General features: G+C 59.4%; 7 protein-coding genes. All 7 read right to left on the reverse strand.

The genetic code is table 11. The features are described from left to right. Positions 1–6: 6 nt before the first annotated feature. A complete protein-coding gene (locus HMJ29_RS13650; RefSeq protein ID WP_171592017.1) occupies positions 7–2,133 on the reverse strand; it encodes an RICIN domain-containing protein in 2,127 nt (708 codons plus the stop codon). A 208-nt stretch (positions 2,134–2,341) separates the two neighbouring features. Next, entirely contained in the window at positions 2,342–3,778 is a 1,437-nt protein-coding gene (locus HMJ29_RS13655; RefSeq protein ID WP_171592018.1) for a glycoside hydrolase family 30 protein, read from the reverse strand. A gap of 58 nt (positions 3,779–3,836) precedes the next feature. Then, a complete protein-coding gene (locus HMJ29_RS13660; RefSeq protein ID WP_171592019.1) occupies positions 3,837–5,102 on the reverse strand; it encodes a sugar MFS transporter in 1,266 nt (421 codons plus the stop codon). 211 nt (positions 5,103–5,313) lie between these two features. Continuing rightward, a complete protein-coding gene (locus HMJ29_RS13665; RefSeq protein ID WP_171592020.1) occupies positions 5,314–6,795 on the reverse strand; it encodes a RagB/SusD family nutrient uptake outer membrane protein in 1,482 nt (493 codons plus the stop codon). A gap of 19 nt (positions 6,796–6,814) precedes the next feature. Further along, positions 6,815–10,009: a SusC/RagA family TonB-linked outer membrane protein gene (locus tag HMJ29_RS13670; RefSeq protein WP_171592021.1), complete on the reverse strand. Its 3,195-nt coding sequence runs from the start codon at positions 10,007–10,009 to the stop codon at positions 6,815–6,817. Between the two features lie 110 nt (positions 10,010–10,119). Then, positions 10,120–10,971 (reverse strand): carbohydrate kinase family protein, encoded by an 852-nt coding sequence (locus HMJ29_RS13675; RefSeq protein ID WP_171592022.1) that lies wholly within the window; start codon positions 10,969–10,971, stop codon positions 10,120–10,122. Positions 10,972–11,152: 181 nt separating this feature from the next. Next, positions 11,153–13,990 carry a substrate-binding domain-containing protein gene (locus tag HMJ29_RS13680; protein ID WP_171592023.1) on the reverse strand — a complete coding sequence of 946 codons (2,838 nt, stop codon included), beginning with the start codon at positions 13,988–13,990 and terminating at the stop codon, positions 11,153–11,155. Positions 13,991–14,218 lie beyond the last annotated feature (228 nt).

A 14,218-nucleotide genomic window follows, 5' to 3' on the forward strand; every position in this document is an offset into this window, starting at 1 on the left:
TTCATCTTAATGAGCAACTACTACCCGGCGGACCAGCAGGCCCTCGGGGGTGTTAACCTGCAACAGGTAAGTGCCAGCCCGTACTGCCGTCACTGGCAACGTAATCAGGTTCTGGCCCGCTGTTACGGGGCGCTCTGCCTGGCTGCTGATTACCCGGCCGGTTAAGTCAATCAGGCGCAGCTGCAGGCGCTGGCCAGCCGGTGCATTGTAGCTCAGGTTCAGCTCAGAGTTGGCCAGCGTAGGGTACACCTGCAGGCGAGCTTCAGTGGTAGCGCTGGCGGTTGAGGCCAGGGCCACGCGGGCTGCCGCCCCTTGGTCTGAGAAGTACCAGCGCTGGTTGTTGCCTCCGCCGTAAGTCCACTGCTGCACGGCGGCACCGTCGGCGGTGGAGTTGTTTTGCACATCCAGAGCCTTGCCGCTGTACTTGTTGATGATGCGGTAGGTACCATCACCATTGCTGATGATCTGCCAGTACTGGCTGTCCTGGCTCAGCCAGTCCCACTGGTGGGTCAGAGCGCCGTCGGCAGTGCTCGGGCCGGCCACATCTAGGCTCTTGTTGCTGTTCAGGTTCACAATGCGCACGTAGCCGCTGCCGGCGTCTACCAGCTTCCACTTCTGGTTAGCGGCACTCACCCAGCCCCATTGCTGCACCCGGCCGCCATTAGCCTGGGAGCTGGCCGATACCTCCAGGGCCTTGCCGCCGTTCTTGGAGCTGATTTCGTAGATACGGCCAATGGCCGGGCCGCTGCTGGTAGTTCCGCCAGTGCCGTTGTAGTTGCCGCCGCCGGGGTAGTTAACGATGCCGTTCTGGTTTGGAGAGACAGCCGCTACCGTAGTGTTGGGCACACAGTTAGCAAACTGAATGTTGGTCAGCACCTGGTTCAGGCCGGCGGGGCCATCTACCACGTAAGGTGGGTTGATGTGCATAAAGGCCGGGTTGCTGCGGTCCTCGAAACGCTTGTAGGTCCAGTGGCACCAGCCAATGCCCACCGAGTTAAGATTCTTGGCGGCATCGCGCATCCAGGTGTCAGAGTTTTCGCCGGTTTCACCCACCCAAATAGGCACGTTGTGGGTGGTGCGGAAGTTGCGCAGGTTGCCAATGAAGCGCAGGTCGTTGGCCCCGCCCCCGGTAGAGTTTACGCCGTTGTCCATCTCGTAGCCCGTGCCGCTGTAGCGGTGCGAGTTGTACACCAGGTTAGAGCGGTTGGGGAAGGTAAACGGCTCCATGTAGTTATAGTCGTTGCCCCAGCCGTTGCCCTCCACCAAAATCAGGTGGTTGTCGGCCTGCCCCCGGATGGTGGTAATCAGGCGCTGCAGCACGTCGTGAATCTTCTGGTTGTTGGGGTAGTTGTTGGGCTCGTTAATCAGGTCGTACATGGCCACCCGCGAATCGTTCTTGTACCGGTTCGAGATGAAGGACCACAGCCGGTTGAGCACGTCCTGGTTTATCTGGCGGTTCCAGAGGTCGTTGGCCACAATCTGGTCGGCAATGTTGGCGTCGGTGCCCTGGGAGCCGGGTACGGCGTGCATATCCAGCACCACATACATCTGGTTGGCCTGGGCCCAGGCCAGCACATTGTCAATCATACCCAGCGCCGCCATGTTGTTGGGGTCGGTGAAGAGCTGATTGTTGTTATACCAGCTCGTCAGCTGGCTCACGTAGGAGTCGTAGGTAACGGTACCGCGCATTACACTGCTGCGCACGGCCCGCTGGGCCGGCGTCAGAAACAGCTCATAGTGCAGCGGCAGCCGAATGCAGTTAAAGCCCTTCGAGGCGATGTAGTCGATGTCGGGCTTGGTGATGAAGTTGTTGCGGTAGTTCTGGTAGAAGGTCTCCACGGCTGCGTCACTCATGCCCGCGTTGTAGAGAGACTTCTTCACCTTACCCTGGGTTTGCTTGCCATCGAGGCCGGGCCAGCCCACTTTCATCATGTAGCCTTCCTGCACGGCCCAGTTGCCGAGGTTCATGCCATTCAGAATGACCTCCTGGTTGCTGGCATTCACAATGCGCTGGCCGTCGGTCCGCAGGAAGCTTTGGGCGTCGGCGGAGTGGCCTAGGCCTAGGCCAGTCAGCAGCGCGAGGCATTTAAGGGCGCGTGGCACCTGGGTGCTCCAAAAAGTACTGGTGTTCATGATGGTGGGGTTTTGGTTGTGAAAAATTACTAACAGGCCCTTGGGAGGCCGGAGAGTCAGCGGGGAGAGCGGAGTAGGTGTCTCCGCTTTAAGCGCTTGGTTCTTCCCGCAGCGGGGAGCTGGCCAGAAAGAGGTAATCAGAGCGGGGGTACTATTTCTATGGGCTAGGCCACTAGCAGTGGCCTAGCCCATAAAGGGGGAAGCGGGTTTACCACACGTAGGTGCCGGCAGCACCCGCGTTGAGCGTGGTGCTGAGGGTTTTGCTCGCGTGGCGGAGGCTAAAGGCCTGGGTTTCCTTGGAGTTGTTCTGCACAATTACCACGCGCTGGCCGCTGGGCGTTTTGTAGGCCACATTGGGCAGCGTTTCAGAAGTAGTGGAGCCGATGCGCACCGAGCCGGGCCGCACAAACTTGCTGGCGTGGGCAATGATGTAGTAGGCATCTTCACGGGTCACGTTGTTGCCGTCCAGCGTAAGGGCGCCGCGGCACTCCGTGCAGCCGCCGGGCGTGTGGGGGTTCTGCTGCGGGTCGGCGGCCAGGTTCCACTCCAACACGGTGCGGGCCCAGTTGCGGGTAGCGCCAATAATGAGTGTGCGCACGTGCCAGGGCAGGTTCTCCGAGAACTTGCTCTTTGAGCCCACCCACTGCTCCGTGAAGTAGAGGCCTTTATCGGGGTAGGCATCGTGCACCTTGCTTAGGGCCTCAATAGGACCCGCGTAAAGGTGAAATGCCGAGCCATCCACGTACTGCCGGGCCTCCGGGTCGTTGAGAATGGTCAGGGGGTAATCAGGCCGGTCGGCGTTGTGGTCGTACACGATAATCTTCGTGTCGATTTTCTCCTTCTTGAACGTGGGGCCCAGGTTGTTCTTCACAAACTCGGCCTGCTGCTCGGCCAGCATGAGCAGGCTGGGGTTGTTACCGGGGTGGAGGGGCTCATTCTGCACCGTAATGGCATCAATCCGGATGCCCTCGGCCTTCATACCCTGCACGTACTTGGCAAAGTAGCGGGCGTAGGCATCGTAAAACTCGGGCTTGAGCGAGCCGCCTTTGGAGTTGCCGTTGGTCTTCATCCAGGTGGGCGGCGACCAGGGCGAACCGAGAATCTTGATGCTGGGGTTGATGGCCAAAATCTCCTTGAGCACCGGAATCAGGTGCTGCTTATCGGGAGCTAGGCTGAACTTAGCCAGCGTGGGGTCGGTCTGGCCCTCAGGCAGGTCGTCGTAGCTGAATACGGTGGCATCAAGGTCAGAGGCACCAATGCTCAGGCGCAGGTAGCTCACGCCAATGTTGGTGCCATCGGTAGCGAAAAGCTCTTTCAGGATGGCGGCCCGGGCGGCGGGCGTCATACGGTGCAGCAGCTCGGCGCTGCCGCCCGTGAGGCAGTAGCCAAAGCCATCAATGGTCTGAAAGGTCTGCTGGTCGTCGATTTCAATGACCGCGCCCGTAGCGGCATTGGTGGTCCAGGCCGGAGCCATTTGCGCCTGAAACAGGGCCGATTTATCGGGGTTAGTGAGCCAGAAAGCCGCGGTGCCTTTCTTAACGGACGCCGCCGAAGCGCCGGCCTGGGGCATGCGCTGGCAGCTGGTGCCCAGGCCTAGGCTTAGCAGTAGGGCCAGGGAGAGAGTTTGTTTGGAGAGCAGAGACATGCAGAACGGGTGGAAGGAGACAATAGAGGAGCTAAACGGCTCCGGGTATGCAAGAAAGTTACGCTTGGCTGGGGCGGTGGCCTCGGAGACCATACCACATGATGTACACGTAGCACAGAATGGGCAGCACAAAGGCCCAGCGCAGGGAGCTGGAATCGGCTACCAGCCCAAAGAGCAGTGGTACCACGGCCCCGCCCACAATACCCACGTTAAGCAGGCCCGAGGCTTCCTCGGTGTGCCGGCCCAGGCCGGCTACGGCCAACGTGAAGATGGTGGCGAACATGATGGAGTTCATCAGGCCCACGGCCAGCAGGCTCCACATGGCTACGTCGCCGCTGGTGCTGATCGAGATGAGCACCAGCACCACGGCCCCGACGGCATTGAAAGCCAGCAGGCGGCCAGGGTTGAACTTGTTGAGCAGATAAGCGCCCAGGAAGCGGCCCACCATAGCGCCACCCCAGTAGTAGGCCACCTTGTCGCCGGCTAGTTTCGGCGACAGCCCCATGATATCAGGGTGGCCTAAGTAGCTTACAATGTGCGAGCCAATAGCTACCTCGCCCCCCACGTAGGCGAAAATGCCAATCACCCCGAATACCAGATGGCGGTAGTGCCAGGCGCGGCGGTTGGGGGCTTCTTCAGTATGCTCGAGAGTAATCTTGGGCAGCTTAAGCAGGCCTAGCAGCACGCTGATGACAATGAGCACGGCCCCAATGCACAGGTAAGGAACCTGCACAGCCCGCACATCAATGGCGGCAGTAGAGGCCGACTCCAGATCGGGCAGGTTCGACAGAATCAGGGCGGCACCCAGCAAGGGAGCCACCGTGGTGCCCAGGGAGTTAAACGCTTGCGTGAGCGTGAGGCGGGCCGGCGCTGAGCGGGCCGGACCAAGAATGGATACGTACGGGTTGCCGGCCACTTGCAGCAGCACTACGCCGGTAGCTAGCACAAACAACGCGCCCAGAAACAGGCCGTAGGAGCGGCTTTCGGCTGCGGGGTAAAACAGGAAAGCGCCTAGAGCCGCAATCAGGAAGCCCACGAGCATGCCGCCCTTGTAGCCAATGCGCTTCACCAGCATGCCCGCCGGAATGCCCATCACGAAGTAGGCCCCGAAGAAGCAGAGGTTGATAAAGTTAGCTTGAGTATAGCTGAGGCCGAAAATAGCCTTGAGATACGGAATTAAGATGTCGTTCAGGCAGGTGATAAAACCCATCATGAAAAACAGCACCGTGAGGGACGCCAGCGCTGAGGTATAGCGCGGGGTTTGCCCTTCAGCAGTGGTGGCCTCCGGCCGGGATACTGTGGATGCGGAAATGGGAGCAGCCATACAAAAGGGTAGGGAAATGAGGGAAAAAGATGGTTCCCGAGTGGCCGGCCCGCGTCCCCTAATCGCAGGGCCGGCCCAGGAACTCCGCTGGCTCTAGCGGATTCAGCGGAGCGAAATCAAGCAGCAGGTGGCCCAGAAGACGCCAGGCCACCTGCTAGCCGTACTAACTACATCGGCCCGGCAGCTTGCAGACCGCCGGGCCGAAAAGTCATTAATAACCAGGGTTCTGCTGGAGCTGTGCGTTGTTGTTAATCTCGTTCTGCGGAATGGGGAACAACAGGTAGTTCACATCCGGACGGGTAAGCTTCTCCTGAATCAGGTCCAGGGCAGTTACCGCATGCGCGCCGGGTTCGGCCTGGTTGTGGCGGGCGTAGCGCAGAAGATCATACCACCGCTCACCTTCAAAGGCCAGCTCTAAGCGGCGCTGACGGTCAATTTCATCGCGCAGGGCCTTTTTGCTGGCGTACTGCGGCGAGGCAGCCGTGAGCGGGAGCAACCCAGCCCGGGTACGTACCAGGTTCAGCTTAGCCAGCACATCGGCTGAGGGGCCACTCTGTTCGTTGGCAGCCTCCGCGTACATCAGCAGTACATCGGCGTAGCGCAGAATGTAGGTGTTGTCGGGGCTGTTGAAGGCATTGGGAGCACCGGGCCACTTGTACACAAACGCGCCTCTATCGTTGGCCGTGCTGCTGGTGCTGTACACGAAGCTGGCGTAGTCGCGGCCGGCATTGGTGCGGCCAATGAGCGTCCAGCGCTTGTCAGCATTGGGCTTGCGCACGCCGCCCGCCAGCACCGATGAGGTATCGGCGTACTGGAGCAGCTCGGCAGTAGGAATGTTGAACTTCGGGAAGGAGTACGTGGCCGGCGGCGAAGGAAGCAATAGGTCGGGCAGGATGTTGTTGCCATCGGCGTTGCCCTGGTTTTGCACTTCCAGAATGGTTTCGGGCGCCTTGTTCTCAGCCGGGAAAAGGCCTTTGAAATTAGGCAGCAACGAGTACGTGCCAGCGTTGATAACCTTGTTGGCGGCCGTTGCGGCCTGGGCCCACTGGCGCTGCGTGAGGTACACTTTGGCCAGCAGTGCATTCACGGCTCCTTTCGTTACGCGGTTGGTGTTGCTGGCCGGGGCCAGGCCATCGGCCGCGGTCAGGTCAGTAACAATCTGGCCATACACGGTTTCAGCCGATGTGCGGGGCAGGGCAATTACTGCGGGGTCACCGGTTTCGGTGGGGTCTAGGCGCAACGGCACTGCGCCGTACAGCTTCACCAGGTTGTAGTAGTGCAGGGCCCGCAGGAAGTAGGCTTCGCCCAGAATCTGGTTTTTCCGATCCGCGGCCATCGATACGTTCGGCACGTATTTCAGCACGGCATTGGCGCGGTTGATGCCAATGTAACAAGCGCGCCAGATGTTGGTTACCTGGCTGGTGGTCGGCGTCCAGTTAATCCGGTCCAGCGTGGTAACGTCGCCGTTGGTGCTGGTGCAGTTATCAGAGGGCATTTCACCCACTACTACCAAGTCCTGGCTGTAGAGGCCGGTAGCCTGCAGGGCGTCGTAGGCGGCCGTAATAGCTGCCTCCGCGTCATCGGCGTTCTGGTAAAAGTTTTCGGGCGCAATAGTGGGCAGGGGCTGCTTGTCAAGAACATCGCAGCTACCCAGCAGAACCAGCGCAAAAACGGGGATTAGTATCTTTTTCATGGGAATAGCGGAGCTCAGCTTAGAAGTTGGCGTTCAGACCAACGGTATAAGTGCGGGATTGGGGGTACACGCCAAAGTCGCGACCGATGCTAGTGGAAGAGAAGGGGTCGGCGCTTACCTCCGGGTCGTAGCCCGAGTAGTCCGTCCAGGTAATCAGGTTCTGACCGCTCACGTACACGCGCAGGCTGGCAATGCGGGCCTTGTTGATGAGCGTGGTGGGCAGTGTGTAGCCCAGGGTTAGGTTTTTGAGGCGCACGTAGCTGCCATCCTCAATCCAGCGCGACGAGAAGCGGCCGTTGCCGTTCGGGTCATTAAACACCGCCCGTGGTATGTTGGTGTTGGTGTTAGAAGGCGTCCAGCGGTCGAGCACCGTGGTGAGCTGGTTAACCGGGCCGGTCAGCGACTCCAGCGCTTGGCGGTTGGCATTATAGATGTCGTTGCCGAAGCTGCCCTGGAAGAACACGCTCAGATCGAGACCTTTAAAGGTGAACGTGTTCGTAACGCCCGCAATAACTTTGGGGTTAGGATTGCCGATGATGGTGCGGTCATCATTGTTGATTTTACCATCACCGTTCACGTCTACGAAGCGGATATCTCCTGGCTTAGGGTTGCCGGGTTGCGTAGGAGCCGCCTTAATTTCATCAGCCGACTGGAAGATGCCCTGCACCTGGTGGCCGTAGAACACGCCCAGCGGCTGGCCCTTCTTGGTAATGCTGTTGCTGTTGATGATGGTACGGTCCACCAGTTGGTTCTGGTCGTTTACCAGCGTGCCCAGGTCAATAACCTTGTTGCGGTTCAGCGAGGCGTTCAGGTTAGTGCTCCAGTTGAAGCCTCCGTTTTCGCCCTGCACGTTGGTAGTAGCTAGGGCAAACTCCAGGCCCTTGTTCTCTACTGTACCCACGTTCTGGATGATGCTCAGCTGCTCAGCACCCGTGCTGGGGGCCAGGGGCACGCTCAGCAACAGGTTGTTTGAGCGCTTGCGGTAGGCATCAAAGTTAAACGTGAGACGGTCGTTGAACAGGCCCAAGTCGAGGCCCAGGTCATATTGCTTAGACGTTTCCCACTTCAGGTCGCGGTTACCGATCCGGTCGGGGCGAATGCCACCCTGGATGGTGCCGGCGCTGCCTGCGTAGTTGGAGCCGGCGCTGTAGGCGCTAAAGCGCTGGTAAGTGTAGCCCAGCTCCTGGTTACCGTTGATACCAAAGCTGCCGCGCACTTTCAGGTCAGAAACAGGGGTGTTCTGGGGGAAGAAAGACTCCTTGGAGATGCGCCAGCCCAAAGCCACGGCCGGGAAGTAGCCGTAGTGCTGGTCAAAGCGGCTGGTGCCATCCTGGCGCAAGCTCAGCGTGGCCAGGTACCGGTCATCGAAGCTATAGATAGCGCGGGCAAACAAGCTAGTCAGGCCCCACTCTTCCTCGTAGCTGCTGGTGCCCAGGCGCTCAGTACCGGCCGAGAGGTACGGCACTGCGTTGGAAGCGTAGCCCCGCACTGAAGCGTTGGAGGCAAAGCGGTTAGACTCCTGTACCGACTGGCCCGCCAGCAGTTGCAGGCTGTGCTTCTCACCCAGGTTGGGGTTGTAGGTTACCGTGTTTTCCCAGAGCCAGATAGTTTGCTGGGTAGTGCCGGTGCGGCCGCTGCCTCGCGTAGAAGCATCAGCCCGCGAGGTGCCGGGGTAGTTGCGGGTGATGAACTCATTCTCCAGCTGGGTGCGGAAGTCGATGCCCAGCGACGAGCGGAACTTCAGGTTCTTCAGAATGTCGTACTCCCCGTACAGGTTGCCAATTACCTGGTTGGTAATAGCCTTGTTGTTGGTTTCCAGGAGGTTGCCAACGGGGTTGTCTGACAGCGAGAAGGGGTTGGTGGCGTATACGCCGTTGGCATCCCGCACGGGAATGGTCGGGATTTGAGCCAGCGTACCTAGTACGGTGCCTGAGTTGCCCAGGCCCAGCTCACTGCGCACGCTACCATTAGTATTGGTGCGGCTCATGTTCATGTTGGTGCCAATCCGGAACTTGGTGCCCGCCTGCTGATCAAAGTTCAGCTTGAAGTTGAAGCGGTCGAAGCCCGAGTTCAGAATGATACCATCCTGCTTGAAGTAGCCACCCGCCACATAGTAACGGGTTTTGTCGGTGCCGCCGCTTACGTTCAGCTGATAGTTCTGAATGGCGGCCGTGCGGTACACCTCATCCTGCCAATCGGTGTCGTAGGGCAGGTTATTGACATCAGCGAAGCCAGGAGCAGCACCCCCGTTAATCTGCGACTCATTGTAGTACTCTGCAAACTGACGCGCGTTGAGCACGTCCAGCTTCTTGCGGAGCTGCTGCACGCCGTAGTAAGCATTGAGGCCTACCTGCGGCTTGCCCGACTTACCACGCTTGGTAGTAACCACCACTACGCCGTTGGCAGCGCGCACACCGTAAATAGCAGCGGCGGCACCGTCCTTGAGCACGTCAATCGACTCAATATCGGCGGGGTTGATGGAGTTGAGGGGGTTGGGCTTCTGGTTGCCTACGCTCAGCTCACGGTCGTAGGTGGGCAGCACGGGTACGCCATCAATCACATACAGCGGGGAGTTGCTGCCGGTAATAGAGCTGTTACCCCGAATGCGCACGTTAATGCCCGCACCCGGAGCTCCCGTAGGAGCCGTTACCTGTACGCCGGGGGCCTGGCCTTGCAGGGCCTGATCGAAGCCGGCTACCCGCTGCCGCTCAATCTGCGGCGCCGATACCGACGCTACTGACGTGGTCAGCTCCTGGCGGCTCAGCGTGCCGTAGCCCACTACCACTACTTCCTTCAGCGCCTGCGTGTCCTCGTTGAGGGTAATGCTGCTCACCTGCGTGGGCTGGCCGTCAACTACGGTAATAGCCTGGCGGCTGGTGGTAAAGCCCACCGACGAGATGACCAGGGTGTAAGAACCTGCGGGTACGTTAGAAATGGTGTAAGCACCCGAGGCATCAGTAGCGCTGCCCAGCGTGGTGCCTTCCAGCAGTACCGTAACGCCGGGCAGGCCTTCACCTTTGGCATCAACTACACGGCCACTCACGGGGCTGTTTACCAACGCGGCGGCAGTACGCTTGGCGCTGGGGGTAGCGGCCGTTGCAGCGGCCGGCAGGGCAAGGGTTAGGCCCGAGAGGAGCACACCGCCCACCGCTGGCGTAAGCCAAAGGCGGCTGCGGAAGCCAGAGCCGTGTGGGAATTGTAATGAAAGCGGCATAGAAGAGGGGGATTAAGAAGTGGGACTAAAGAGGAATCTGGGAGCGGCCACGGGCCTGATGCCGGGCCGCCATTGGGGAAAGCACTAAAGAAATTGAGCTGTAAAGTGGCCTAGGGCGAAAGGCTGGCATGCACTGGCGGTGCGGTACCTTGGGGACGAGCAGCCAGCGCTGCCCGCAGGCATTCTGCAGGACTGTGGGTACCCCAGTGCGTAAGCAGAGTAGCCAGAAAAGCATCACTGGTGCCCAGGCTGTCTTGGGCAGCGGCCGGGTGGCCTGCTTCGCTGATCAGCTCATTGCGGTACCAGAGTGTGGCGCCGGCTGCCCCCTTGGTTAGGCACACGGCCTCCAGTTTGAAGTGGGCTGCCAGCCACGGCAGGGCCGTGGCCTCGTCGCTTGGCTGGCCTAGCCACCCCATTATCTCGCTTAGCTCCTGCTCGCTGAGCTTTACCAAATCAGCCTGCCGCAGAAGGTACTTGATACCCGTGCGGGTATAATGAGGCGGGCGCAGGTTTACATCAAACACCTTAAACCGGGCCACCTGCAGCAGGCGGTAGAGGGTTTCGCGGGTGGCGGCACTGCGGGCGGCCAGGGAGCCGTATACTACCATGCGTGCCTCCGCCACTGCGGCCCGGACCTCCTCAGTGTATTGGAGGTAATCCCAGGCAACCGGCTCTACAATTTTATACACCCGGGGGCCGGAGGTGAGGTTTACTTTCACCACGCCCGTCAGGTGAGTCTGGCTGCGCTGAATCAGGTGGCAGTCGAGGCCCTGCTGCTGCATGGCTGCTACCAGGCCGGCGCCTAGTTCATCTTCCCCCACCCGGCTGATAAGCTGGGCCGGGTGGCCTAGCCGTTGCAGCTGCACGGCCACGTTGTAGGGCGCCCCGCCGGGTTGGCGGCCGGCGGGCAGCATATCCCAGAGGAATTCCCCTATGCAAACGATGGCGGTTGAAGGATTCATGGCGGTAGTAGTGCTAGCAAAATTCTACCGCAGCGCCCCGCAAGGCATGCACGATTCTTTCAAAATGTGTTCAATCTATGAAAAAGTTGTAATGCTCTGATTTTTATATAGTTAATAAAATAAAAAACCGAACCCCATGGGGGTCCGGTAGCACATTTGTAACAACAATATCAGAAATACATCAGTAGTGAGGCGCGATGTGCAGGGTCCGGAACTCAGAAGGAGCCAGCTGGTAATGGGCCTTAAAGCTGGCCGAGAAGTAAGAGGGCGAGGAGAAGCCCAGCTCATAGGCCACCTCGGCAATGGTGAGAGACTCATCGAGCAGCAGTTCCCGGGCTTTGGTCAGGCGCAGGTTCTGCACGAAGTCAGTAACGCCGGTGCCCAGCACGGCTTTCACTTTCCGGTACAGCTGCATCCGGGAGATACCCAGGCTGCGGGCAATATCCTCCACGCTCAGGTTGGAGCGGGTGAGGTTGGCTTCCACAATAGCGGTAAGGTCAGCCAGGAATTTCTGGTCGGGGTTGGTGGTAGCTACCGTGGCGGTATCAATGGAGAGCTCCCGCCGGAAGTGCTCCCGCTGCCGGGCCCGGTTTGAGAGCAGGGTGCGAATGCTCTCTTGCAGGAAGGTGGGGTTGAAGGGTTTGGTCAGGTACAAGTCGGCGCCGGCCTGTACGCCCTCCACTTGCTGCTCGGGGGCAGTGCGAGCCGTGAGTAGCACCACCGGAATGTGGGAGGTGCGCCAGTCGGCTCGCAGCTGCGTAACCACCTCTAGGCCACTCAGCCCGGGCATCATCACATCGCACACAATCAAATCCGGAATGAGCTCGGTAGCCATCCGGAAGCCCGAGTGGCCGTCGCTGGCACTTTGCACCCTAAAATCTGTCCGGAGCTTGCGCGTCAGAAAGTCGTTTACCTCGCTGTTATCTTCAATCACCAGCACCAGCGTTTCGCTGGTGTTTTCAGGGCCTTCCTGTTCCAGGTGGTGGCCTAGCTCAGAGGTAATAGGCTCGGGCTCATCCAGAGAAAGCTGCAGGGGTGCGGTAGGGCTGTGGGAGCGTAGTTCCTCGGGCAGCTCCCGGGGCAACGTTACCACAAAGGTGCTGCCCTGCCCGGGCTGGCTGCTAAACGTGAGCTGCCCCTGGTGCAGCCTAACCAGACCCTGGGCCAATGCCAGGCCCATGCCGGAGCCTTTGGCTACGGCACCCTGCTCACCCTGGTAAAACCACTCAAAGATGTGGCTTTGGTCCTGGGGGCTGATGCCGTGGCCGGTGTCGGCGACGCTAACCCGCACGGAGCGCCCTTCATCAGCTGGCTGCAGACTAATAGTTATCCGGCCCTGTTCAGGCGTAAACTTGAGGGCGTTGGAGAGCAGGTTGAAGAAGACTTTATCCAGAATATTGCCATCAAACCACGCCATGAGCACCGGCTGCGCTACTTGAAAGCGCAGATCTACGCCGCGCAGGTGAGCGGGCTTTTCAAAGGCGTCTACGATTTCGCGCACAAAGGCTACCAGATTGCTCTCGGTGGCACGCACGGCCATTTTACCCACTTCAATCTTGCGGAAGTCGAGCAGCTGATTTACCAGCTGTAGCAGGCGCTGCGTGTTGCGGCGCACCAGTGCCAGATCCTGACGCTGGGGAGCGGTCAGGTCGGGGCTACTGGTCAGGAGCTCCTCCACGGGGCCCAGAATGAGGGTGAGGGGGGTGCGTAGCTCGTGCGAGAAGTTGGTGAAGAATCGCAGCTTGGCCTCGGTATCGGTGCGGGCCTGCTCCGCCATTACCTCCAGTTGATTGCGCTGCTGCAGAATCTCCTCGTTCTGGTGTACCAGCTGACGGTTGATTTTATCGTTCTCCGCATTTTGCAGGGCCAGCAGGTGATTTATCTGACGGTTTTTGCGGGCGGAGCGCCAGGCCGCTGCCCCAAGCGCCACAGCGCCCAGCAGGGTAACCAGCAGCCAGTTTAATACGACTTGCTGGCTGGCGTAGGTTTGCTGCAGCCGGTGCAAAAGGCTCTGTTGGCGCTCAATATCCTGCTGCTGGGTGCGCATCTTTTCATTCTGCTGCAGTAGCGTGAGCACGTTGGTTGAGTCAACAACGATGGTACCCAGGATGTTCTCCTTGTTGAAAGGCGCTTTTCTGAGGATTTTCAGAGCCGTCCGGATAGCTTCTTCACCCCCAGGCGAGTATAGAATGGACGCATCGAGCACACCCCGCTGCACCAAATCTAGGCCCTCGCCCGGGCCTGCCTGCGCATCTACCCCAATGATGCGCACGCGCTTGGTGAGGCCCAATTCCTGGCACACTTCGTAAGCGCCGTGGCCCATCCCATCGTTGTGGGAGAAAATCATGGTCACCTCCGGGTGAGCCTGCAATGCCTTGGTCAGCTCGGGCTTCAGGGTGCGCACGGTCCAGTCGCCGGTTACTTGTGCTACCACGTGCAGGCCGGGGTGCAAGGCCAAGCCTTGGGCAAAGCCCAGGTGGCGCTCAGAAGTGGCCGAAGAGCCCGGAGTACCCAGAATTTCAAGAATGTTGCCTCGTTGCTTCAGCAGGCGGGAAATGTAGCGGGCGGCCGTTTGGCCTACCTCCACGTTGTTGCCGCCTACATAGGCAGTATACTGCTGGGAGGCCGTACGGCGGTCGAGCAGAATAACGGGGATACCGCGCCGGTAGGCCTCCTCCACGGCCGGCGTTACCGGCTCCGACTCATAAGGCGAAACGATAAGCAGGTCAACGCCTTGCTGCACAAACTCCCGTATTTGCTCCTGCTGTTTCTGGCTGTCGTCGTGGGCATCCAGCACCTGCAGCTGCACCTCCGGGTGAAAGCTCAGCTCCCGCTCCATACCGGCCAGCATTTCCTTGCGCCACGGGCCCGCCATGCTGCACTGTGAAAAGCCAATTCGGTACCCCGCTGTCTTTTTCTGCGGTGCGCAACTACCCAGCATTAGGAAGCTGGAAAGTACTAGCACGAGCCAGCCAAAACGAAGGACGGGCATTTTATTCACGTAATGTTTGGGAGACATAGTACAGCAGGAAGGTTTTCCTGCACCATATCAAAGATACCGGTTTCCGGTATAGCGCATAAATTATTGCAGTAGATAGCCTCACCGCTTCGCCCTGCCTCGGGGTGTGGTTAAGCGTTAGGCATAAAAAGAAGTAGTCATTCGTCTGGTTTTCACTATAACACCACGCGCGGCTGCATACTCGGAGAACCCGGTTGGCAGAAATATTCAAAACGAAATCAGCGAAAC

Origin of the sequence: Hymenobacter taeanensis, assembly GCF_013137895.1 — a bacterium.
GTDB classification, from domain to species: Bacteria; Bacteroidota; Bacteroidia; order Cytophagales; family Hymenobacteraceae; genus Hymenobacter; species Hymenobacter taeanensis.

Excerpts from the sequence above, each read along its gene's own strand:
- HMJ29_RS13650 (WP_171592017.1), bottom strand. The coding sequence starts at position 2,133 with ATGAACACCAGTACTTTTTGGAGCACCCAGGTGCCACGCGCCCTTAAA.
- HMJ29_RS13655 (WP_171592018.1), bottom strand. The coding sequence starts at position 3,778 with ATGTCTCTGCTCTCCAAACAAACTCTCTCCCTGGCCCTACTGCTAAGC.
- HMJ29_RS13660 (WP_171592019.1), bottom strand. The coding sequence starts at position 5,102 with ATGGCTGCTCCCATTTCCGCATCCACAGTATCCCGGCCGGAGGCCACC.
- HMJ29_RS13665 (WP_171592020.1), bottom strand. The coding sequence starts at position 6,795 with ATGAAAAAGATACTAATCCCCGTTTTTGCGCTGGTTCTGCTGGGTAGC.
- HMJ29_RS13670 (WP_171592021.1), bottom strand. The coding sequence starts at position 10,009 with ATGCCGCTTTCATTACAATTCCCACACGGCTCTGGCTTCCGCAGCCGC.
- HMJ29_RS13675 (WP_171592022.1), bottom strand. The coding sequence starts at position 10,971 with ATGAATCCTTCAACCGCCATCGTTTGCATAGGGGAATTCCTCTGGGAT.
- HMJ29_RS13680 (WP_171592023.1), bottom strand. The coding sequence starts at position 13,990 with ATGTCTCCCAAACATTACGTGAATAAAATGCCCGTCCTTCGTTTTGGC.